The organism is Neobacillus cucumis, assembly GCF_016908975.1.
GTDB lineage: Bacteria > Bacillota > Bacilli > Bacillales > Cytobacillaceae > Neobacillus > Neobacillus cucumis.
On record NZ_JAFBEX010000009.1, the window covers coordinates 159,457 to 181,632 of the forward strand.

General features: G+C 36.4%; 20 protein-coding genes. 7 read left to right on the top strand and 13 right to left on the bottom strand.

Annotated elements, in window-relative coordinates; translation table 11 throughout:
* The first annotated feature begins 66 nt into the window (after window positions 1-66).
* Window positions 67-453 (top strand): DUF1398 family protein, encoded by a 387-nt coding sequence (locus JOC76_RS13940; RefSeq protein ID WP_205178449.1) that lies wholly within the window; start codon window positions 67-69, stop codon window positions 451-453.
* A gap of 87 nt (window positions 454-540) precedes the next feature.
* On the opposite strand, the gene JOC76_RS13945 is transcribed toward JOC76_RS13940, so the two are convergent.
* A complete protein-coding gene (locus JOC76_RS13945) occupies window positions 541-1,509 on the bottom strand; it encodes a S8 family peptidase (protein ID WP_205178451.1) in 969 nt (322 codons plus the stop codon).
* A 403-nt stretch (window positions 1,510-1,912) separates the two neighbouring features.
* Between JOC76_RS13945 and JOC76_RS13950 the strand changes: the two genes are divergently transcribed.
* On the top strand, window positions 1,913-2,095 hold the full coding sequence (locus JOC76_RS13950) for a hypothetical protein (RefSeq protein WP_205178453.1): 183 nt from the start codon (window positions 1,913-1,915) through the stop codon (window positions 2,093-2,095).
* Between the two features lie 296 nt (window positions 2,096-2,391).
* On the opposite strand, the gene JOC76_RS13955 is transcribed toward JOC76_RS13950, so the two are convergent.
* A complete protein-coding gene (locus tag JOC76_RS13955; RefSeq protein ID WP_205178455.1) occupies window positions 2,392-3,201 on the bottom strand; it encodes a hypothetical protein in 810 nt (269 codons plus the stop codon).
* 253 nt (window positions 3,202-3,454) lie between these two features.
* On the opposite strand from JOC76_RS13955, the gene JOC76_RS13960 reads away from it, so the two are divergent.
* Window positions 3,455-4,420 carry an LCP family protein gene (locus JOC76_RS13960; RefSeq protein WP_205178612.1) on the top strand — a complete coding sequence of 322 codons (966 nt, stop codon included), beginning with the start codon at window positions 3,455-3,457 and terminating at the stop codon, window positions 4,418-4,420.
* Between the two features lie 84 nt (window positions 4,421-4,504).
* Here the strand turns inward: JOC76_RS13960 and JOC76_RS13965 are convergent, their stop codons facing one another.
* Window positions 4,505-4,828: a YciI family protein gene (locus JOC76_RS13965; RefSeq protein ID WP_205178457.1), complete on the bottom strand. Its 324-nt coding sequence runs from the start codon at window positions 4,826-4,828 to the stop codon at window positions 4,505-4,507.
* Between the two features lie 455 nt (window positions 4,829-5,283).
* Here JOC76_RS13965 and kimA point away from each other — a divergent pair, with 455 nt between their 5' ends.
* The 3 genes from kimA (at window position 5,284) to JOC76_RS13980 (ending at window position 8,717) form a co-directional block, all read left to right on the top strand.
* Complete coding sequence (kimA, locus tag JOC76_RS13970; RefSeq protein ID WP_205178459.1) at window positions 5,284-7,110, top strand: potassium transporter KimA; 1,827 nt, start codon at window positions 5,284-5,286, stop codon at window positions 7,108-7,110.
* A 94-nt stretch (window positions 7,111-7,204) separates the two neighbouring features.
* Window positions 7,205-7,411, top strand: a complete 207-nt coding sequence (locus tag JOC76_RS13975) for a hypothetical protein (protein ID WP_205178461.1) — start codon at window positions 7,205-7,207, stop codon at window positions 7,409-7,411.
* A 691-nt stretch (window positions 7,412-8,102) separates the two neighbouring features.
* The gene (locus JOC76_RS13980; protein WP_205178462.1) at window positions 8,103-8,717 is read left to right on the top strand and encodes a nitroreductase family protein; all 615 of its coding nucleotides are present in this window, start codon (window positions 8,103-8,105) and stop codon (window positions 8,715-8,717) included.
* A 138-nt stretch (window positions 8,718-8,855) separates the two neighbouring features.
* Here JOC76_RS13980 and JOC76_RS13985 read toward each other — a convergent pair whose 3' ends face one another.
* Genes JOC76_RS13985 through JOC76_RS14000 form a run of 4 tightly spaced genes read right to left on the bottom strand, consistent with a single transcriptional unit; the run spans window position 8,856 to window position 15,450 of the window.
* Entirely contained in the window at window positions 8,856-9,800 is a 945-nt protein-coding gene (locus JOC76_RS13985) for a sugar ABC transporter substrate-binding protein (protein WP_205178463.1), read from the bottom strand.
* On the bottom strand, window positions 9,797-11,893 hold the full coding sequence (locus tag JOC76_RS13990; protein WP_239557725.1) for a PAS domain S-box protein: 2,097 nt from the start codon (window positions 11,891-11,893) through the stop codon (window positions 9,797-9,799). The genes JOC76_RS13985 and JOC76_RS13990 overlap by 4 nt, the downstream gene beginning before the upstream one ends.
* Window positions 11,835-12,680, bottom strand: coding sequence for a CheR family methyltransferase (locus tag JOC76_RS13995; protein ID WP_205178464.1), 846 nt, complete (start codon window positions 12,678-12,680; stop codon window positions 11,835-11,837). The genes JOC76_RS13990 and JOC76_RS13995 overlap by 59 nt, the downstream gene beginning before the upstream one ends.
* A gap of 16 nt (window positions 12,681-12,696) precedes the next feature.
* Window positions 12,697-15,450, bottom strand: coding sequence for a response regulator (locus JOC76_RS14000; protein ID WP_205178465.1), 2,754 nt, complete (start codon window positions 15,448-15,450; stop codon window positions 12,697-12,699).
* Window positions 15,451-16,122: 672 nt separating this feature from the next.
* On the opposite strand from JOC76_RS14000, the gene JOC76_RS14005 reads away from it, so the two are divergent.
* Window positions 16,123-16,296: a hypothetical protein gene (locus tag JOC76_RS14005; protein WP_205178466.1), complete on the top strand. Its 174-nt coding sequence runs from the start codon at window positions 16,123-16,125 to the stop codon at window positions 16,294-16,296.
* A 118-nt stretch (window positions 16,297-16,414) separates the two neighbouring features.
* On the opposite strand, the gene JOC76_RS14010 is transcribed toward JOC76_RS14005, so the two are convergent.
* The 6 genes from JOC76_RS14010 to JOC76_RS14035 all read right to left on the bottom strand — a co-directional run bounded on the left by JOC76_RS14010 (window position 16,415) and on the right by JOC76_RS14035 (window position 22,083).
* On the bottom strand, window positions 16,415-17,656 hold the full coding sequence (locus JOC76_RS14010; protein ID WP_205178467.1) for a Bcr/CflA family multidrug efflux MFS transporter: 1,242 nt from the start codon (window positions 17,654-17,656) through the stop codon (window positions 16,415-16,417).
* Between the two features lie 252 nt (window positions 17,657-17,908).
* Complete coding sequence (locus tag JOC76_RS14015) at window positions 17,909-19,183, bottom strand: LysM peptidoglycan-binding domain-containing protein (RefSeq protein ID WP_205178468.1); 1,275 nt, start codon at window positions 19,181-19,183, stop codon at window positions 17,909-17,911.
* 197 nt (window positions 19,184-19,380) lie between these two features.
* On the bottom strand, window positions 19,381-19,896 hold the full coding sequence (locus JOC76_RS14020; RefSeq protein ID WP_205178470.1) for a DinB family protein: 516 nt from the start codon (window positions 19,894-19,896) through the stop codon (window positions 19,381-19,383).
* 144 nt (window positions 19,897-20,040) lie between these two features.
* Window positions 20,041-20,415 carry a FixH family protein gene (locus JOC76_RS14025; protein WP_205178472.1) on the bottom strand — a complete coding sequence of 125 codons (375 nt, stop codon included), beginning with the start codon at window positions 20,413-20,415 and terminating at the stop codon, window positions 20,041-20,043.
* Between the two features lie 219 nt (window positions 20,416-20,634).
* A complete protein-coding gene (locus JOC76_RS14030; RefSeq protein WP_205178474.1) occupies window positions 20,635-21,087 on the bottom strand; it encodes a universal stress protein in 453 nt (150 codons plus the stop codon).
* Window positions 21,088-21,648: 561 nt separating this feature from the next.
* Window positions 21,649-22,083 (bottom strand): Hsp20/alpha crystallin family protein, encoded by a 435-nt coding sequence (locus tag JOC76_RS14035; RefSeq protein WP_205178476.1) that lies wholly within the window; start codon window positions 22,081-22,083, stop codon window positions 21,649-21,651.
* Window positions 22,084-22,176: the final 93 nt, after the last annotated feature.

The following is a 22,176-nucleotide window of genomic DNA, read 5'->3' on the forward strand; positions in this document are numbered from 1 at the left end:
GTCGAAATGTTTAATAGAAAAAGGGTCGTTCAAAAGTATTTTCAAGGAATAATTGGAGGATGAACCATGGATTCCAAACTAACAGAAAATGAATTACATATGATTATTGAAAGTAGAAGCACAGGAAAGACAAGCTTTGGTGAATTTTTAGAAGAATTATCGAAAATTGGGGTTTTTAAATACCATATTGATGTGGCCACAGGTCAAGCTACATATAAGGGCGAGCACGCTGAGTTAAAAACAGAACCTCAAGTTAACTTTGTCATTTCAAATCAATTTAATCGAAATCAGGCATTACAAGTAATCGCAAACATAGCACTCCCCTTTTTAGATTTTCTAAGAGAAATGGCTAACGCTGGAATTATAACTTATATGGTAAGTATTACTGAAAAAAATTCTGTATATGTGGGGATAAATGGTGAACAAATTGTAGAACCTCTTCATCTATCATAACTGGTCCTCACATTTCATACATAAATTGCTCGAAAAAATCAAACAGTGCCGAAGAATTACTACGGCACTGTTTGATTAACTAGTAAACTATTTATGATTCTTTATGAAATTTAATTTTAGATCATGGTTAAAAACGTCTGTTAAATAATCAATCGCAGTCAGAAACACCATCCCATTTCCTTCTAACTTTGGCGAAAACCCTAGAGGAACGGTTCGTTTGACTAATTGCGCGTAGAGTTCAGGTACTGTCAGTTCCCTCTCGAAGGCTCGATTCGAAAGGATTTTGACAAGGGCTAAGGCTCCGGATACATGTGGAGTGGCCATTGATGTTCCACTGAGTTTCGCATATTTTCCGTTCAGGTAGGTTGAAAGAATCGTTTCCCCAGGAGCGACGAGATCTACCTCATTATTTGAATTACTAAAATCGGAAATTCGTCGGTCTAGGCTGACCGCTCCAACACTAATGACTTCATTATAAGATCCAGGATAATCAAATTCATTGGTGGTATCCTGACCATCCCCTTCATTACCAGCAGCACATACAACCAGAATATTATTATCAACTGCCTTTTGAATGGCTTCGTGTAACTCCGGAACATCTTCTGGGCCGCCAAGGCTCATCGAAATGATATCAACCTTTTGTTCAATCGCATAGTGGATGCCATTGATAATCCAGTCATATTGTCCGGAACCATTTTTATCAAGGACTTTGACAATTAAAAGATTAGCTTCAGGAGCAACACCCACTACCCCTTTTTGATTTTGCGTAGCTGCAATGGTCCCGGCGACATGGGTGCCATGACCATTATAATCCCGAAAAACCTCTAGATTACCCTTATCGTCATTGGTAAAATTCCGTCCCCCGATAATCCGATCCTTTAAGTCAGGATGTGCCAGATCACAGCCGGTATCAAGGATTGCAATCGTGGTTCCCAACCCTTTTGTTTTTCCCCAGATTTTGGGGGCCTGTATCATTTCGACCCCTTTTGGCACCTCGGTTACTGCTTCTAACTTCGCAATCAATTTGTACGGAATCAAGCGTACTATTCGCTCCATTATATCCCTCCTGACAGATTCCAGAGAAGTCAAACCTTGTTGTTACCAATAGTTTAACAATTATGAATCTATTAAAACAGTTACTTTTTACGTACATTTGTTCCCATTCGTTTCTCCTATTTTTATGCAATAGTACCCTTGCAACTTTTATTTATATAAAAATAACTGTAAGAGACAGATTGGATATAAAATATTCCTAATATTTTTCTACAATTGCCAGAAAAAATAATAGATTTACCGTCTGAATATGTAAGAAAAAGGAGTAATTTTTCTTTTCCTTTTCATATTTGGAGATTCATGTAGATAAGTTTTATAACGTGATGGCAGGAAAAACACAACACTATACAAAATATTAAAGAAAAGGAATTGAGTTCTACGAAAAAGTTGAAAGGTGGTATTATTCTTGAGTGAACTAACCCTACAACAACTCGTCGAAGGCCTGCCGAAGTCTTTATTAAATGCAACTGATCGAGATATAGAAGGATTCCAAAAAATCATTGAAGAAACGATCAAATTAAGAGAGGGCCATCGTAATCTACAAAAAATGGTAAAAAACTTCTCCCTCTCGACGATTCAACGAACTTAAAACAGTGGAATTCAGAATGTAGAAGGTATATTGCCTTCTTTTTTTTACCATTTTAAATTCAATTAGCTGATTTTCTGGGGAGTTTGGCTCATTTTTCGGAGCTTTTGGCTCATTTTTAATAGGGATTGGCCGAAAATTCTCCATTATTGGCTCATTTTTCGTCAACATTGGATTTTTTACCATTTTTATCCAACTATAACCTTCTCCCGATAATAAAAAAGCAGAGCAACTCTGTTGCTCCACCGTAACTAAAAAGAATAAGTTGGTGCCTTATAATCAAGCACCAACTCTAGAGGTTATTTGATCTTTTCACATTCCTCTAACAGTTTCTCCGTCTGTTCAATTAAGGAGAACATTTCATTCCAAGAGTCTTCCGTATTGATATTCTGGGAATGGGCTAAATTGTTACGAAGTTCTTCTAATTTTTTAAAAAACTGTTTCCCCTTCGTCTTGGTTTCAATCCCCAGCCGTTCTCGCAATGCTTCCTCATTTAAGACAATGTCTCTTTTATCACAAATCTGCAAACAATCACTTAATTGAATGGCTTCATTCTTGGATTTTCTAAGTGAAAATAAATCTTCCGCGAATTGAATCCGCTTCGGGTTTAAATGCTGTTTCCAGGTATCATTAGGAAAGTATTCATTAATAATCCGATAAAGATGCATCTCTAATAAAGAAATCAAACCAAATAATAACATTCGAATTGGCGGTTTCTGAAGATCTGCCAATGTGACCACTTTGGTAATTCTGTTCCCTTCTAGGATAAATATTCGATCGATTTCTTTTAAAATAAAAAGAGTTTGTAAAAGTGGCGTGGATTCCGAAACAAGCTCGGTTGGACTAAAGCTGCGGTAGTACTCTTGACAAATTCCTTCCATCATGTCCTCTCTTACCACATAACCAATAACAATTCCGTTATTTTCCACGCCTAAAACATCATAATCTTTTGTAATCATCACGTGTTTAATTTGGTTCGCATCATCATGAAGATGACAAGTATCTAAATGCTCTGCAATACTATTCACTGTAATGTTTCGTTCATATAAGGAACGAAGACTTTGATAGGAACTCACTTTATCACGCTGCTGTGTTGAAATAACTGCCATAAATTTCACCTCCGAAAAAAAACCTTTCTTTATATTAAAGCGAATTTATCCAACTTTGGAAACCCATTCTTGAATATATTTTGCCACGAATCTTCTAAAAATAACGTCATTACTTTTTTTGAATTTACACAGATTCATGACAGAAAAATTTGGAAGTGTAATCAGAAATTTAATAAAATGTAATCTTTTATTAAAAAAGATGAAAAATTCTTATGGGATAATCATTACTTCAAGGGGTTTTTATAATGAGGTGATGCAAGATTTGTTACGGTCAAAAGAGAATCGAAAAAGAATAAAATGGAGGAGAGTGTTTGGTGCCCTTCTTCTAGTAAGTATATTTCTAGTTGGTCTTTTTACTATATTCCAATACATAGAAGACGCAATAAAAACGGTCAACCAACCACTGAAAAAGACCGAAGGAACTCAACCATTTAAAGGAGCGAAAAAAAATAAACTAAATGAAATCAATGTTCTTTTATTAGGTAGTGACTCACGGGGTGAAAAACAAGCGCGAACGGATACCATAATGGTGGCACATTATGATCCACAAACCCATAAAATCAGACTGATTTCTTTGATGCGAGATATGTTGGTCTCTGTACCAGGACATGGCCAGCAAAAATTAAATGCAGCTTTTTCGTTTGGAGGTCCTGAATTACTAAGAGAAACCATTAAAGAAAATTTTAATCTGGATATCCATTATTATGCGATGGTAGACTTTAAGGGATTTGAAAAAGCGGTCGATCTCATTGCTCCAAATGGAATTGAAGTAGATATTCCCTATGAGATGTCCTATGGTATCGAAACCAAGTTAGAAGAAGGCAAACAAACCCTGCATGGGAAAGAGTTGTTAGGATATGTCCGTTTCCGTCACGATCGTTTAAGTGACTTTGGACGAATACAAAGACAGCAAGAAGTGATTTCAAAATTAAAAGACCAAGCCGTTAGCTTTCAAAGTGTGGTAAAACTCCCTAAGCTATTAAGTATTATGAATAAATACGTAGATACCAACCTAGATAGTTCCACGATTTTGACTATTGGAAAAGACATTATAACGAAGAAAAGTGGAAATTTAGAAACATTCCGCCTTCCTGAAAATGGAAGTTTTGAAAATAAACGTGTGGACGGACTGGGTGCGGTTTTAGACGTGGACTTCGATAAGAATATCTCAGCCCTAAATCAGTTTTTAGACGGAAACAGCGTTGCACAAAATGAATAACTAAAAAGCAAAAGGCTCAGTCCCATCCTGAGCCTTTTACTTTTGTCTTTTCAAGTCTCTTTTCAACTAACACTGGCAAACTGTTCAAGCGTGTTGGTTCGGCAGTACCGCAAACATCGGGTGAAATTCAGTTGTCATGATCCCAGCCATGACAGCTGGATCTTCTGCTATTAGTTTTGGGACTTGAGCTTCATTTTCAACTTCAATTATGGCAAGTCCGTGCGGTTCTGATGGATTTCGGACAGGACCGAAGACTAGAGCAATCCCTTGCTTTTGCTTGTCCGTCCAATAGGCAATATGTTTTCCCATGATATTTCGTTCTTCTTCTGTCATGTCCTGTTGGAAAGTTGCTCTCGGAGGAGTAGACTTCAGCATAAAGTGCATTTTACTTGCAGTATTCTCAGACATTCCTAATTAACCTCCACCAATTTTTTTATACTTAGTTCTCACACTCAACTTCAATTATTCCATAAATCCACTGACACTATTAATGTTGGTACTTGAATACGGAACGGTTAAAAATTTCTCTTACCCTATTTCAGTTTTATCACAACATAATCCAAAAGTATTGTTTTTTAGCATTCATGATTGAAATATTAAAGCCAATCCTTAATTCGTGAATCTTTTTCTTATCCGAGCAAGGTCTTCAAAGTAAATTGAATAACATATAGAATCAAAGTCCTTAATAAATTCTTAGATAAGTATTGAATCCTGATTCGATGAATTTGGCATCATGTAAATTTTACACAAATGTTCGATTTGGCATTTTGCATTGTTCAATGGTTTTCAAAAGGTATTAGAGGGTAATATAATCCTATGGTTAATAAAAGCAGTTCAATTGCTTAATGCTACGGGGGGACTTTATGCGTTATTCAATATTTAAACGAGCCTTAATTGGGAAACCGCTGAAAACAAGTGAATTAGGCGAACAGCGCTTAGGTAAATTAAAAGCACTTGCCATTCTGTCATCGGATGCCCTTTCTTCTGTGGCATACGGCCCTGAACAAGTTATCATTGTGTTATCCACTTTAGGATTTATTGCTCTCTGGTATTCAATACCGATTGGTGTGGGTGTCCTCATCCTGTTAGCTGCCTTAATTTTATCCTATCGCCAAATTATCTACGCTTATCCTCATGGCGGGGGCGCCTATGTTGTCTCGAAAAGTAACTTAGGGAAAAATGCAGGGCTTGTAGCAGGCGGTTCGTTATTAGTCGATTATATCTTAACAGTAGCCGTAAGTGTTTCAGCCGGAACCGATGCGATTACATCCGCATTTCCGTTCTTACATCCCTATAATATCGTAATCGCTTGCTTTTTAGTTATTTTGATTACGATTTTGAATCTCAGAGGAATTACGGAATCAGCTAATGTTCTTGCCTATCCGGTTTACTTATTTGTCTTGGCGTTACTTCTTCTAATTGGAGTGGGACTATGGCAAATGGTTAGCGGACAGATTCCTTTCCATCTACATACCCCAATAGGAACGGCTGTTCCTGGTATTGGTCTATTTTTTCTATTACGTGCCTTTTCATCAGGCTGCTCGGCTCTTACAGGAGTGGAAGCCGTTTCAAATGCTGTTCCGAATTTCAAGGAACCTGAAGCTAAAAATGCAGTCCATACTTTAATGATCATGGGATGCATTTTAGCTGTGCTTTTCTCGGGAACGATGTTTTTAGCATATTGGCTGGGCATCTCTCCTAAAGCAGAGGAAACGGTTGTTTCCCAAATGGCTTCTCATATTTTTGGAAGAAACTTCCTTTATTATTTTATCCAGGGAACAACGGCTCTGATTTTGGTCCTTGCTGCGAACACAGGCTTCTCTGCTTTCCCGATGTTAGCGGTAAACTTCGCCAGCGATAAGTATATACCGAGAATGTTCCTAAATCGCGGCGATCGACTTGGCTATTCAAATGGAATCATTACTCTTAGTGTCGCATCCATTCTATTGATTATCATCTTTAGAGGTGCAACAGAAGCACTGATTCCCCTTTACGCAGTAGGTGTGTTTATCCCCTTCACACTGTCACAAACAGGTATGATTGTGAAATGGATTAGAGAAAAACCTTCTGGTTGGCTACCGAAAATGACCATTAATTTAATTGGCGCACTGATTACTTTAACGGTTGTACTCATTTTCTTTATCACAAAATTTTCTCAAGTCTGGTATATTCTCATCTTCTTACCGCTGATCGTCTTTATGTGCCATCGAATTAAAAGGCATTATGATGCCGTTGGTGAACAAATGAGGATTACAACAGAAAATGAGTCTCTTCCGTTAGATGGTAACATTGTCATTGTCCCGGTTGCTGGGATTTCTAAGGTTGTAGAAAACTCATTAAACTATGCGAAGTTAATTGGTGACTCTGTCATTGCAGTCTATGTTGCTTTTGACCGTGAGAGTGAAAAACAAATGGAGGATCAATGGAAGGAATGGCAGCCAGATATACGTCTTGTGACGTTGTATACCTCTTATAGAAGTTTATTACGACCGATTGCACGCTTTATCGAAATAGTGGAGGAAAAGGCGAATGAACAAAAGTACTCACTTACCGTCTTGATTCCTCAATTTATTACCAAGAAGAGATGGCACGATATTTTGCATAACCAATCAAGCCTTTTGTTACGTCTCTACCTCATTTATCAAAAAAATGTGATCGTTTCAACCGTACCATTCCGATTCAAAAAATAACAGGCATGTTTTTGTAATGGGAAAAACTTCGGCATGATCATAATCCTGAATTCAACCTAACTCTAGAACATATAGTTAATTAGAGGTGATGAAAATGGATAAACATCTTCAACAAACATTTGATATCCGTTTTTTAAAAATAGGTAATATGGTCAATGCCGGAGTTCTGCAAATTGGTTGTGGATCTGGTCAAGTTCATCGAGCCCCTAATATTGCCTATACGACTGTAGGAAGTTCATTACTTGGTTTATCCGCTCCACAACAATTTGCTGTCCCATTATCAGCAGGAATACGGCAGTAAGAAAAGCGCAAGCGCCTTGGTCAACCCCGACAAGCATAAGAAGCTCCCCCAAAAGGAAGGCACTTTTTGCCTTCATTTTGGAGCTTTCTATGACCTCGAGGGGCTAGGCGCTGAACTGGACAATTATCGAAGTCGAAATTCTTTTTTATCATTAAGTAATAAAATTATATCCATTATTAAACTGCTTGAAGAAACCGGAATAATGGCTTTACCAATAGATCAGTTATTAATTCCTTTGGCGCCGATTATAATCTCTTTCAATCCCTTTTTTCCAAAACTTAATTGTAAGGCATCGCGAACGCAACAGCCGCTTTCTTTTTTGGAGTATAATCGTCTTCCTTGTGAGGAGCTTCATCCTAGTCCAAATAAAAGAATTTACTCGCTGAAATATCTTGAAGGTGCTTTTCTCTTGACAGGATTTCCAGTATGTTCTAAAATGTCGACAAAACAGATAGGATTACCTGATTAACAACTTTATAAAAATGAAGCCGACCATAAACGTGGAGGCCAGAGCTATGCTCTGGCCTCCTTTGTTATTTGTAGCACTATCGGTCTTAAAAAAGGAGGTTAAGTGATTTCAATGTATCAATTCATCTTTAGCAGGTTATAACTAATCATCATCAATCAAATAACAGCAAAAAAATATTTTCATTTATCACAACACAATTCTTTTAGAAAGCGGTGTATAACCATGAGTTTATCTATTAATCCTACTCAACAGCTTGCCAGTGAAGTGGAGGAAAATCGTCAATCTGAATACTCGATCAATCCTTTATTTTTAAATCGTTGGTCCCCTCGGGCATATTCTGAGCAAAAAATTTCCGATGAGGAATTGTATAAAATACTAGAAGCGGCTACATGGGCCCCATCATCTTTCAATGATCAACCTTGGCGATTTTTTGTAGCCAAAACTGAAAATCAACTGAAAACCTTTCATGAATTCTTAAATCCCTTTAACCTTACTTGGGCCAAATCTGCACCAGTACTGGTTCTGTTAGCTTCAGACAAAAAGAGAGAGAATGGTGACCCTAACGGTGCACATACGTTTGATGCTGGTGCAGCTTGGGGCCATTTATCACTTCAAGCCACATTGCTAGGATTGAGCACACATGCTATAGGGGGATTTGATGAGGAAAAAGCCAGAAGCTTACTAAATGTCCCTGATGATTTTGATCTTCATGTAGTCATAAGCATTGGTTATCGCGGCAATAAAGAAACTCTTTCTGAGGGTTTGCGAGATCGCGAGAAGTCAAGCACTAGAAAGCCATTAAAAGAAGTATTATTTGAGGGAAATATAAATCAATAAAAAATGTTTAATGCCTTATTTAAATGACAAAAAGCCTCCACTGAGATAAAACAAATGACTAGTTTTTCTCAGTGGAGGAGTTTTTAGTTTGCATAATCTGCATGGAAATGAAACTTTTAATAGAATGCGTTTAACCGCCTAGTCTTTTAAAGCTTCTAAAAACTCAAGCTTGCTTTTAGCATTATCCGCTGTAATAATGTCGACATCACTATCAATCTTCTTTTCTACTCTTTCCCCTTTTATAGCCTTTAAGGCATTTTCCACACTAATATAGCCCATATCATAAGGATTCTGTGCTACGGAGCCCTTCGAAGTTCCATTTTTGACATATTTCAGCATATCAATAATGCCGTCTGCTCCTACAACTGGTATGTTCAATCCTTTTTCTTTTAAGTACTTGATTACTTGTAAAGCCATAATGTCATTTGATGCAAAAACACCTTTGATATCAGGATTATTCTTTAGCATTTTAGCGAAAACGGGAGTAACTTTGGTGGTGTAATCATTATACAAGATATTGCTGCCAACCGTCTCAATGCCAACTGTATTTAAAGCCTTTTTTGCTCCTTGAATCCGATCCCCACTGACGGGGTCCTTTGTAATCACACCAACAAGTGCTACTTTGTCACCAGGCTGCAGCATCGAGGATAATAGCTCCCCTGCTTTTTCACCTAATGAGGGGTTATCCGTTCCAATAAAGGAAGTTTGACCAGACCATTTTATCCCCGTATCAACAAGCAGCACCGGAATGTGTTTCTTTTTAAATTCCTCTAATATTGGTACAGATGCAGCCGGGTCTTGTGGAGACAAAATAAGGGCGTCCGGTTTTTCTTTTAATACCCTTTTCAAAATAGCCAGTTGGTCTCCATTATTTTGGTCAGGAGCATATATTTTTCCCTTTGCTCCAAAACTTGCAAATCCCTTTTCAATTCCAGAGATCATAATCTTCCAATACTCCGTTTTTGAATCTTTTATAACAACAGCCACTGTCGGCTTTTCTGCCGCAAATACTTTGTAAAAATACCCCAATAAACCACAGAAAAAAACTAACGAAACAACAAGGATTAACCTTTTTTTCTTCACTGTTTCTCACCATTCAAGCACTGTTTTTTATCTGAATCACAATTAAAATAAATGGAAAAAGAAGTTCCTTCGTTCCCTGTCTGCACCTTGATTTTTGCTTGATGACGATCCGCAATACTATAACAAACCGCTAGTCCCAACCCGGTCCCATTCTCTTTCGTTGTAAAAAAAGGAGTACCAATTTTATCAAGAATATCTGGTTTGATTCCTTTCCCACAATCTCTTACCTCTAAAATAACCTTTTTTTCTTCACTGTATGTTTTTACGGTAAGTGTCCCGCCGTGGTCCATTGCTTCAAGACCATTTAAAGCAAGATTCAAGAAAAGCTGCCGAATTTCTTTTTCATCTAATAGCAGTTCAGGACATGGCTCAAAATGATGCTGTACACTTTTCCCAGCAAGATTCGCTTCTGCATTTAACAGGGGAAGAATGGGTTCAATGATACCATTTAAAGATTGTTCGGTTTTATCAGTTGCTTTGTTCTTAGCAAGTGTTAAAAACTCTTTAATGATACTATTAGCTCTGTTTAGTTCATCAAGCATAATATTAACAATTTCAAGGGATAGACTTTGGTCGTTGATTTTCCACATTTGCAAAAATCCATGCACAGTTGTCATGGGGTTTCGGATTTCATGAGCAATTCCAGCTGCCATTTCGCCAATTAGATTTAATCGGTCTAAACGCAACATTTCTTTCTCTAAATTCTCTCTTTCTGTAATATCATTTACCAAGATAAGAGAACACGCCTCGCCTTGGATATCAATGAATTCCGTTGATAATAAGCCACAACGGATTTCCCCGTCTTTTGACTGGTATGTAACCTTTAAATTGCTCAATGTTTCATTTGATTCGAGATCAGCGAATTCGACCTTTTTCCCCTCATTACACGTAAAAAGACCCCAGTCAAAAACTTGATCCTTAACATTTTCATATTCATATGCAGTAGACTTCAGCCAAGCCTTGTTAACATCGATAAATCTGCCGCTACTTACGGAACGAATCGCCATTAAACATGGGCTGGCATCAAATATTTTTTTAGTCCGTTCATGTGAAACGAAAAGGTCATCTGCTACTTTTTTACGCTCCTTAATTTCCGCTTTAAGCTTCTCATTTGTAGACAACAAGTCTAGTGTCCGCTCTTCTACTACTTTTTTAAGGAAATTAAATTGTTGATTTTTAATTTTCTCTATTTCTTTCCGTTCCGTCACATCACGAATGGTGCAAACAAATAGAGGACTATTTTCGATTGTTGCTTTGCCAATTTGAATATCCACGGGAAAACGGTTTTGATCTTTCCGAAGTGCCACACCTTCTAGTATTTTTCCTATGGAAGACTTTGTAATGGAATGAATCGATAAGGAAATCATCAGATCACTATCCTGTTTGATGACAGGGAGAATAACGGCTAAATGTTTCCCAACTAATTCCTCACTTTTATAGCCAAACATTTTTCGGACAATCGGATTGACTGATAGAATGATACCAGATTCATCAAAGGTAACAATTGTGTCCAGCAAGGTTTCGCCAATCACTTTTGAAAGAGTCTCCGTTTTATATAAATCAACGGTTGTCCGATTCAATTTATGATTAACTTCCTCAAGTTCAATCGATTTTTTCCATTCTGTTCGTTTTAAGCTCTCCGTATGACTTTTATAAATTTTAACAAATTGTGCTACTTTTTGTTTTAAGGTCTCAGGATTAAACGGTTTAAAAATATAATCGATAGCCCCAACAGCATAACCATGGAGAACGTGTTCCATATCTTGACTGATAGCGGTAATAAAAATAATAGGAATATTTTTTGACTTTTTTCTGGCTTTAATAAGCTTTGCCGTTTCAAAACCATTTAGGCCAGGCATTTGAACATCTAGCAAAATGACGGCAAAATCCTGTTTTAAAATGCACTTTAACGCTTCCTCTCCCGACCTAGCCGTAACTAAACGATAGCTGGTGGATGAGAGAACCGCTTCCAATGCGACTAAATTTTCCTTAAGATCGTCTACCATTAAAATATTAATGACTTCCGAGTCTGGATTATTTGTTTTTTCGATAAAGTTTTTGTTCTGAATGGAGTACTTCATAGTGCCCTGCATAATCGGTAAATCGGACCTCCTCTCTATTTCCAAGACCTAAAAAACCTGAAGAAAAAAGACTTTCATATAATAACTGATGCACATGATTTTGCAATTTTTTATTAAAATAAATCATCACATTTCGGCAAATAATAATATGAAACTCGTTAAATGATTGATCGGTAACCAAATTGTGCTGAAAAAAGACCATATTCTTTTTTAAGAACGAATGAAACGCTGCTAGTTCATTTTTTACTGAATAATACTCTGAAAAGGCCTTTTCCCCACCAGATTGAATGTAGTTAGTTGTATAACGTTTCATTTTTTCTAAAGGAAAAGAACCTTGTTTTGCTTTATCTAAATTGACTTTATTGATATCGGTAGCATAAATCTTGGTTTTTTCATAAATACCTTCCTCATGCAACAAAATAGCCATCGAATAGACTTCTTCTCCCGAACCGCATCCAACATGCCATATTCGAATGGCTGGATATTCTCTTACTAAGGGGATGACCTTCTTCCTCAGAATCTTAAAAAAAGAAGGATCCCGAAACATTTCTGTTACGTTAATGGAGAAGTCATGAAACAACCTCTCCATCGCAAGGGGATCATGTAGTATCTTTTCCTGTAATCCTGATACAGTCTTAAGTTTTTCCGCAGCCATGCGATTCAAAATTCTTCTTTGAAGGAAAGGAGCGGCATAGTTTCGAAAATCATATTCATAATGACGATAAATGGCTTCTAGTAATAACTCAATTTCAATGGTCTGCAGCTGCTGAACGTTCTGTTTTTGATCGATATTGGTCATGGTCCTTCCCCACCTATCATCTATATAGCCAAACTTGGATCAATGAGTATAACTGATCTAAGTCAATTGGTTTACTAATGTAATCTGAAGCACCAGCCTCAATACATTCCTCGCGGTTATGTTTCATCGCCTTTGCTGTTAAAGCGACAATAGGTAAATCCTGAAATCCTGATTTGGAACGAATATATTTGATTGCCTCAAATCCATCCATTTCTGGCATCATAATATCCATTAAAATGAGATCAACATCTGGATTTTCTTCTAAAACTTCAATTCCTTCTCTGCCGTTTTCTGCAAAAAGTACGCCTATTTCATATTCCTCTAGAGCAGAGGATAAAGCATATATATTCCGCATATCATCATCTACAATAAGAATTTTCTTGCCATTCATTAACGAGTAATCCATTGTGGTATCTTCGATAATGTTTGCATTCGGTTGGAATTCCTGTTCGCCACTTGGAGAAAGATCCTCTTCATCAAGTGCAACAGCCGTTTCCGAAAGTTGAATAAAGTGATTTTCACTTTTTTCAAAATGATGAATAGGCAAGTATAGAGTGAAGGAACTTCCAGCCCCTTCGTCACTTTTTAAATCAATAAAGCCCCCGAGTAAGTGAGAAAACTCACGGCTAATCGATAAACCTAAGCCTGTCCCTCCATATTTTCGGCTAGTGGTTCCATCAGCTTGAATAAATGAATTAAAAATTAATTTCTGCTTATCTTTTGAAATGCCAATTCCTGTATCAGCAATAGTAAAACTGATCAATGATTCTGTCTGATTGGCAAATAAGTGCTTGTTCGTTTCATTTGGAACAACCTTTTTAATTATAAATGAAACACAGCCTTTTTCTGTGAATTTAAAGGCGTTTGATAGAAGATTTCTCAAAATTTGATTTAGTCGATGCTCATCAGTGTAAATGAAATTCGGTAAATCATTATCTAAATTAATCGTAAACTCCAAATTTTTTTGACGAGCTAAAGGAGAAAAATATCTTTCTGCAAAGGTAGTAATTCTTTCGAATGGAACTTCTCCGTTAATAACCTCAATTTTTCCTGCCTCAACTTTTGCTAAATCCAAAATTTCATTAATCAAATGCAGCAAATCATGTCCAGATGAATAAATTGTTTGAATATACTCCAATTGTTTTTCTGTTAAATTTTCATATTTTTTTTCCATTAGCATTTGCGCAAGGATTAATAAACTATTTAGCGGAGTTCGAAGTTCATGAGACATATTTGCAAGAAATTCAGATTTATATTGGGAGGTAAGAGACAGTTCCTGTGCCTTCTCCTCAAGGGCAATACTGATTTTCTCCAATTCTTCATTTTTCTGCTCCGAATTTTTATATTGTACTTCGAGCTCTTCGTTAATTAATCGTAGTTCCTCTTGTTGCTGTTGAAGCTCTTCAGATTGGCTTTGCAGCTCTTCTGTTAAGGCCTGTGAATCTTGTAATAATTTTTTGACCTGCATGCGATTTCCAATACTATTGATGGTTATACCGATATCGGCCATAACTTCTTGAAGTAGGGCTTGTTGAACGTCATTGAATGGTTGAAAAGAAGCTACCTCAAGAACAGCCAGTACCTCTCCTTCATATTCAGCCGGTAGAATAAATATAGTTTTGGGAGCTGCTTCACCAATCCCGGAAGCAATTTTCACATAATTGTCGGGAACTTCTGAAATCATAATGGGTTTCTGTTCTGTCGCACATTGACCAACCAGTCCCTCACCAAGATGGAAAATTCTAGACTTTGCCGGATCATGGTTAAAGGCATAAGAAGCCATACTCACTAGACGTTGATTATCGCCCACTCCTTCTTTTAGATAAAAGACGCCATAATGGGCATCCACCATTGGTGTGATATTCTGAATAAACACATGAGACAAAGCCTTAAAATCTTCAACGGAAGTATACATGGAAGTAATCTGTGCTACTTTAGACTTAAGCCAGCCATGCTCCTCTGCTTTTTCGATTAATGCTTTTTCATGCACCGCTTTTTCTTCCAATGTTTGAGCCATTTTATTATAAGCTATAGAGATCGCTCCTATTTCGTCTTTAGAAGCTACACCAATTCGTGGAAACTTTTCTCCATGATAAAGAGTCACATTGCTCATGACGGAAGTAACCCGCTGCAAATTTTTAGTTAAACTTCTAATGATCCAAATCGCAGCGATCAGGCCGATGAGAAAACCAATCGTAACAACGATATAAATCATGTTTAACTCAAGATTATAGGCTTGCTTTGTTCTTAATAGTTGATCTTTCATTTCCTGTTCCTGCAGGTTATATAACAAATCGGTAATCTGTTGGAGACGTGCCCGATCTTGCTTTACATCTCCCCATAGCAGCTTATCGAAATTAGCGTTTCTCTCTGTTTTTTGTAAAATGATAATTTGATTACCGACATCTTCATATGTTTTGTAAATCGTATTAAATTTGGTAATTAAATCATGTGTTTCTTTCCGGTTATCCATCTTTCCAAGTCTATCTAATGAGGAACGAATATTTAACCTTGATTGCTCCCATTCGTTCACCACTTGAGGAAGTACATCACTTGGTGGAATGGATGCTATCTCACTTAGCTCCCTGCCCATGTTACTTACTTCAAACTCAATCGTCGAAGCCATCTGTTTCCTATCATCTAAAGTAGAAACCAGTGAATTCATAGTAACCGTCTGTTGATTGATGATCTTCATTAAAATGACTAGAAAAATAATATTAAAAAGTAATACAATGACTAATCCGCCATAAAGCTTCGTTCTAAATTTCATATAAACTTCATTCTCCCGATTAATGAATTTCGAAAAAAATCTAGGTTTTAACAAAAAAACGTTGTAAAGACAATTTAGTTAGAATGATGAAGAATGCTGATGAAAAAAATCAAAAATTCAAAAAATAACAATTGATTAAAAGGTCTTATATTTATGTATGAGCCTTAAGGTTATAAGAATTTATAATGATAAATAGAGTCGTATAAACATACATTGGTATTGTTAACTAAGATAGTTTATCATAAAAAGTTATATATATAAAAGCTTTTTTAAAAGAATAACAATGGCGCTCTTCCTCTTTTTTCTATCTTATTATTGTTTTATAAAAATGCAACTTATGAGGAAATGCTACAGTTATTGAATCAACAATGTTGATTTGGTAATGATATTTTCTTTTCATGTGTATTAGCAATTGGAATCACAAAACATTTTAATATATTAATATAATAATAAAAAATCATTTTCCATACATTCCCATTCCATCTTTTGTTAATAACGCCATGCTTATTTTTATCCTTATATTCATTAAACAAGATGAATTTCAATTAAAATTGTCAATCTTTTTACAACATATTTGAAAAAGTTTTGAAAACGTTCACAAATTATAGTGGTAATCGCTTTCAAACTCGTATATAATTATATTAAAATTACAACATTGAAGGGTGACATAAAATGAAAGAGTATATTTTTCTTCTAAAAGAATCAGTAGGAACGAGAGAAATTAAGATTCTCGCATCAGGGATGATGGAAGCGTTTAAAAAAGCCAAAGAATTTCGAAATAATCTGGTTCAAAGTTCGCATCTAAATGTAGATTTAATGTTTAAAGGTGTTGTTTATACGGATTAATCTTTAATAAACTAATAGAAAGGAACTTTCTAACCTTTATGTTTTTATTAAGATTAATAATCGATCAATAAAAGGAGAACACATCCCTGTGAAAGAAATGTGTTCTCCTTTTTTTATATTAAATACTTGTTTTCTTTATGGTGCATTGTTCGTTTGATAATTGAATCCCGAGTGAAGATTTTCTTACTAAAACAAAATAGGAAAGGAACGCCAGAAAACTTGAGCCAAAGATGATCGCGCCCATCGGAACTCCTGAGTACGCTCCTGCAATCCCAACAAGTGGAGCTGTTAATGAGCCAAGGACAAATGGCAATAAACCTAATAATGCAGAAGCACTTCCTGCAATATGACCTTGAGTTTCAATCGCTAAAGCAAAAGATGTGGTTCCAATCATACTGATGGAAGCGATAAAAAAGAAAATCGGGATCGCCACGGCAAAAAGCGGCGCATGTAAAAATAGGGCAAGGAGGATACAGGCACCTGCCAAATTAGACAATCCTAATCCAATCTTTAGGAAAGTCTGTTCAGAAACTCGGTCTGCTAAGCGACCTACCAATTGACTTCCAATAATTAACGCTAATCCATTTGTTCCAAATAATAAACTAAATTGTTGTGGTGTTACCCCATAAATATTTTGATAGACAAAGGGAACCCCAGATACATAGGCAAAAATTCCAGCAGTCGTAAAGCCTTGCGTTAGTGCGTAGCCCATGAATGTTCGATCCTTGAATAATGAACCAAAGTTATTCATGATTTGTGGTAAATTGCTCGGAACACGCTTTTCTTTTGGAAGCGTTTCTTCTAATTTTAAGGAAACAGTAATGAGTAAGATCGCACCCACACATGCCAAAGCCACAAATACTCCATGCCAGTTGGTAAAAGCAAGAATCCCCCCTCCAGCAATTGGTGCAACAATCGGGCCGAGATTCCCTACTAACACCATCATCGTAAAGAACTTGGTTAGTTCCCTTCCACTAAAGAGATCTCGGACAATCGCTCTAGAAATGACCAGACCACCTGCTGCTGCAAAGCCCTGGACTAAACGTGCAAAGATGAGGAAATAAATATTGGGCGCAAACGAACATGTGATTGAAGCAAGTAAGTACAAAATGATAAAAATGATTAAGGGTTGCCTACGGCCTTTCACATCACTCATTGGACCAATGATTAATTGCCCTAATCCCAGACCTAATAAACAGGAGGTTAAACTAATTTGTACAAGTGATGCCGTAGTGTGAAAATCTTTTACAATCGTTGGAAAGGATGGCAAATAGGTATCGATTGTAAAAGGTCCTAAAAGTCCAAGTGAGCCTAAAAGTATCGCCAGCTGTATTCGTTTTTTTCCACTAGTTGTATTCAAAGTTCATCGCCTTTCTAAATATGTAGTTTTTTTCTATGTTGCATTTATTTCGATAACCTAAATTAATAATTTTTATTATAACCTGAACCTTGTAAAAGGGTAAACATATAAATTTTGCGGTAGCGCTTTCATTTTTCGCCATATAACAAACAAGAGGGCCGGATTAAAGATCCGCCCCTCTTTCTTATGCTCAGAAGTTTCATTAAGTAGGTTTTTAATTTTGTTTCTTACCTCTTTTAACTGGAAATTAAATCAATCTATATTTTTTACAATCGATGCATACTGACTTACATACGCCCAATTCTGGGGTGCTGGCAAACTGATTTGCCAAAACGTTGTTCCAACTAAATGGTAAATGTCGATCAGTTTATATTTTTCGATATAGCTTCGAATGTCTTCAAACCAGACAACATGCTCTGTTATTCCACTCATATAACGATACCATGGTGATTTTGCAGAATCATCATATTGAATAGAAACTCGATTTAAAATGGCTTGATTTTGTGCAGCAAGTACTGATAATCCTTGCGTTTCATTCGTATTGACCACCTTATCATATCCATACAATGCCATCGCGATTAACAGTTTTTCAGGATTAAGTTTAGATAGTGCGTAGACAATAACTTTTTCTACCCATTCAATTGGTGATATCGGAGCAGGAGGACCGCCAGGATAACCATAATCAATCGTCATTACCGCCACCAGATCAGCCGTACTTCCAATTGCCGCATAATCATATGCTCCTACAATTCGATTTGTCGGTAAATCTTCTGTTTTCGCGTGAACGTTGACATGTAATAGGAGTTCGCCTAATTGGTCCTTTAATTCTCTTAAGAACACATTAAAATCTTGTCGGTTTCCTGGAGGAATAAATTCAAAGTCAAGGCTAACACCCCTATAGCCTCTTTGTGTTGTTAGATTGACGATGCTTGCGATTAAATTACCCCGATAGGTTGAGTTTCCAAGGACCCCTCCTGCCAACTCCGCACTAAAACCTTGGTTTGTAAAGTTGCGGATCATCAATAATGGGGTTAAGTTTACTTGATTACATTTAGCAATAAGGGTGGAATCGTCTGTTACCATATAGGCAAAACCTTCATTTGTGAAAGAATAGTTTACAATCGCTAAATAGCTTAATTGGCTGGCGATCGATTCTATGATAGAAAGTGTTGTGGCCTCTGCCGAAGGAACTAAAAAACCAAGGGTCCTCATGTCTAATTTTATGGATGATGGAATATTTATAACCTGACCAATTTGAAGGTGATTTAAATCGATATCCGGATTAGCAGTATTGATTAAAGAAAGGCTCGAGTTAAATTGTTGGGCTAATATCCAAGGGTAATCGCCAGCTTTTATACGATAAGCACGAACTGGCAGCGTATTATCCGGGATATAGAGAGCAAGATCAGGAATAATGGATGTGGTAGAGGATAATCCGTTTGCATGAACAATTGAAGAAAGAGAAACGTTATACTGCTTGGAAATAGACCACAAATCCTCACCAGTACGTACAACGTGAACTGTCATTCGATTCCTCCCCTTTCATCCCCTTTATATTGACTAATAGTAATAATATATTAGGAATTATTTTTCTTATCTCTATTTAAGGTGAAAAAATGAGAAAAAAGAAACACCCTCTCCCAAAAAGGGCTTCCCCCCAAATCATAGGGAGATGAAATTGGATAAGGGAAGCCCGTTTGGTTTTGCTTACGTATAGCTTGAGATTAACTTAACTGCAACTGTTCCTTTATTTCTTCAATTTGTTTGATGTGTCGTTGTTCGTGGAGAGGTGCTGCCATAATCCATTGGTTTGTACTCAGATGCCCAAAGGCTGGGTGAGGCATGGGTGGAGCGGTTTTATCAAGCAAGGACTCGTCCTCTATGCTGCCGAGCGCACCGATGAATTGCTCCTGGCTATTATGTAAAATTTCTTGTAACTGCTCGAGCGTTTTCGGTTCTGCTGAAGGATGTAAACGTTCCGGCGCATTGAATTTCTTTGAACGGTCTAGAATCATCTCATCAAGAGGAATGTCTCTAGGTACAAAGGTTGGTTCCTGAGCAAGTCCTAGTTGGATGATTTTCGCTGCGCCGCCTTGCACAGATGCAATATGCTGCACAACTTGCGCAATGCTCCAGGTGTGTTCGTTGGGTTTCCAGTTCAATTGAGTATCGCTGATTCCATCAAGTAAAGACAGTAGGTGTTTTCGAGTGGTATTTTGCTGTTCTTGAATCGCTAACATGGGTTCATTTTCCCACCTTCCATTTCAAGTGTCACCAACTCTACTATACTATACTTATTAAAACGAACACAAACTCAAGGTTAACTCTAAAATTATTTCTATTTAGTATTAAGCATGAACCTTTATTTCTTCCCATATCCTAGACTATTGAGAATTGTTGGATACAATTGAAAAACGTTTTTCTCCCAGCCATTTTTCTCCGTTGTCATCTACTTTAATGGTTGCAATATAATCCCCTTCCATTTCAATGTTAGCTTGTCCAACATACACACCATTTCCTTTTTCCTGCATATTCATGGAAATATCCCCATGACTCATCCCTTGCATATCCAATTTGGTACTAACCTTCGCACCTTTTACTGGTTTACCGTCTGGATCCAGAATTTTAACTTGAATTGGAGTTGATTGACCAGGTGTAAACGATTTAGGTGTCGATAGCTTGATTTCAAAGTTATTTGAACTGCAGCCTGCCATCACAATCAATAAAAGGCTCATAATGAATCCGGTAAATTTTTTCATCACACCCCATCCTTTCTATTGTGTTATCTTGTTGAATCAACTGAGGCATTCACAAGTTATCATTTCATCTAAAATCATAACAGATACTTTCATATTATTAAAAGGAATACATTTCTTTCATTAAAATAAAAATAGCCATCGGCTGGATGGCTATTACATATTATGATCTCCCATTAATTATATCGCAAGTGGAAAGGCTATTATTTTGTTTAGAAGCCTTTATTTTACAATTAAGATTGGGCATGTTGCCTTTTGTACAACATGATGACTGACACTACCTAAAAACATTTCCTTTACTCCATTTAATCCCCTGCTTCCCATTACTACAAAATCAACATCGTTTTCCTTGATAAATTCTACAATAACCTCAGCAGGACTTCCTTCCAATAAAAAAGTCTTTGTTTTATTCGGAAGGAACTGTAGCTCTTCCATAACCTCATCAAGTATGTGCTGACTTGTTTCGAATTGGGATTTTCCTAGCTCAACCCGTTCTTCATAAGAAAAAGCATAAGCATATGGTAAACCATAGGGATATTGTGGTTGGATTACCATAACAACGTTCAATTCAATTTCTTCATTCTGCTTTGCCAGATTCATTGCCATTTTTAATGCCTTTTTACTTGATTCTGAATGATCATAAGGAACCACTATTTTTGAACAAATAGTTAACATTTTAGACCTCTCCTTCTAAAATATTTTTGTCCTCATTTACATTATATACCTTTATTTCCAGAAATCAGATTGAGAATATGGAGATTTTGTTTACTTTTTAACAAATTTCATTTTAAAATTAAATACTTTACATTCTCAATGACCATTGAATAACCTCTTATTGAAATAATGCTTTAATTGTAAGTTTAAAACCTAATAAAATAGCAATAGATGATAAAAGATATATATCTAGTATTCCCAAAAATGAAACAAGTTTACTAGTGATCTTTAGGTCTTTGTCATGAAATTCCTGATAAGTATATACCTGGGAAATAAACGAAACAGAACCTATTAAAAGGATGATTAATCCAACAAAAATCATAGAGATTGCTCCTTTCCTTATAAACTATTGAAAAAAGGAGTGGCAATCATCATTACTTGGGGAGCTGTAACTTGACAATAAACATTATATATCCCATCCTTCTCAAGGAATGTATGACTTCTATTTGAGTCCAAACTTGACAAAAAGCCGTAATCAAGATTCTGAATTACGGCTTTTCTAGGTTTCTATAAACCTTAAGTTCAATGAATTTCAATTAGTTTTTTATCCGAATTGGTAATCTGGATTTTTGGACATTTCAAGGTTAGAATACCGTTATTAAATGTAGCATCAATGGCATCCTCATTAATATCTTCCACATAGAAACGTCGTGCAAAATTACCATAAAATCTTTCTTGACGGATAAAGTTTTCCTTCTCAACTTTCATATCTGATTCCCTTTTTGCTGTTATAATCAAATAATTATTTTGATACTCAACATGGATGTCTTCTTTTTCAAGCCCTGGTAATTCAGCCTCAATTAGATATTGGTCCCCAACATCTTTAATATCTGTGCGGAAGTGATGGGTATCGATTTTGAAAGGTGCAAAGAAACTATCATTGTAGAATTCTGAAAATACATCCCATAAATCACTTCCCATCCTTCCTCTTCTTTTGAATGGACGTAAAGTAGTCATGGTTCATTCCTCCCTCTCTTTTCTTTGCTTAGTTCTTTCACCTATTATTATAAAACTTTTTGTTTTGAATGTAAAAAATTTACATTTACACTT

Bases quoted from the DNA above. Each gene is read 5' to 3' on its own strand.
- JOC76_RS13945 (WP_205178451.1), bottom strand. From the start codon at position 1,509: ATGGAGCGAATAGTACGCTTGATTCCGTACAAATTGATTGCGAAGTTA.
- JOC76_RS14030 (WP_205178474.1), bottom strand. From the start codon at position 21,087: ATGTTAACTATTTGTTCAAAAATAGTGGTTCCTTATGATCATTCAGAA.
- kimA (WP_205178459.1), top strand. From the start codon at position 5,284: ATGCGTTATTCAATATTTAAACGAGCCTTAATTGGGAAACCGCTGAAA.
- JOC76_RS14000 (WP_205178465.1), bottom strand. From the start codon at position 15,450: ATGAAATTTAGAACGAAGCTTTATGGCGGATTAGTCATTGTATTACTT.
- JOC76_RS14025 (WP_205178472.1), bottom strand. From the start codon at position 20,415: ATGAAAAAATTTACCGGATTCATTATGAGCCTTTTATTGATTGTGATG.
- JOC76_RS13965 (WP_205178457.1), bottom strand. From the start codon at position 4,828: ATGTCTGAGAATACTGCAAGTAAAATGCACTTTATGCTGAAGTCTACT.
- JOC76_RS14035 (WP_205178476.1), bottom strand. From the start codon at position 22,083: ATGACTACTTTACGTCCATTCAAAAGAAGAGGAAGGATGGGAAGTGAT.
- JOC76_RS13975 (WP_205178461.1), top strand. From the start codon at position 7,205: ATGGATAAACATCTTCAACAAACATTTGATATCCGTTTTTTAAAAATA.
- JOC76_RS13990 (WP_239557725.1), bottom strand. From the start codon at position 11,893: ATGCAGGGCACTATGAAGTACTCCATTCAGAACAAAAACTTTATCGAA.
- JOC76_RS14005 (WP_205178466.1), top strand. From the start codon at position 16,123: ATGAAAGAGTATATTTTTCTTCTAAAAGAATCAGTAGGAACGAGAGAA.
- JOC76_RS13980 (WP_205178462.1), top strand. From the start codon at position 8,103: ATGAGTTTATCTATTAATCCTACTCAACAGCTTGCCAGTGAAGTGGAG.
- JOC76_RS13940 (WP_205178449.1), top strand. From the start codon at position 67: ATGGATTCCAAACTAACAGAAAATGAATTACATATGATTATTGAAAGT.
- JOC76_RS13960 (WP_205178612.1), top strand. From the start codon at position 3,455: ATGCAAGATTTGTTACGGTCAAAAGAGAATCGAAAAAGAATAAAATGG.
- JOC76_RS13955 (WP_205178455.1), bottom strand. From the start codon at position 3,201: ATGGCAGTTATTTCAACACAGCAGCGTGATAAAGTGAGTTCCTATCAA.
- JOC76_RS13995 (WP_205178464.1), bottom strand. From the start codon at position 12,680: ATGACCAATATCGATCAAAAACAGAACGTTCAGCAGCTGCAGACCATT.
- JOC76_RS14015 (WP_205178468.1), bottom strand. From the start codon at position 19,183: ATGACAGTTCACGTTGTACGTACTGGTGAGGATTTGTGGTCTATTTCC.
- JOC76_RS14020 (WP_205178470.1), bottom strand. From the start codon at position 19,896: ATGTTAGCGATTCAAGAACAGCAAAATACCACTCGAAAACACCTACTG.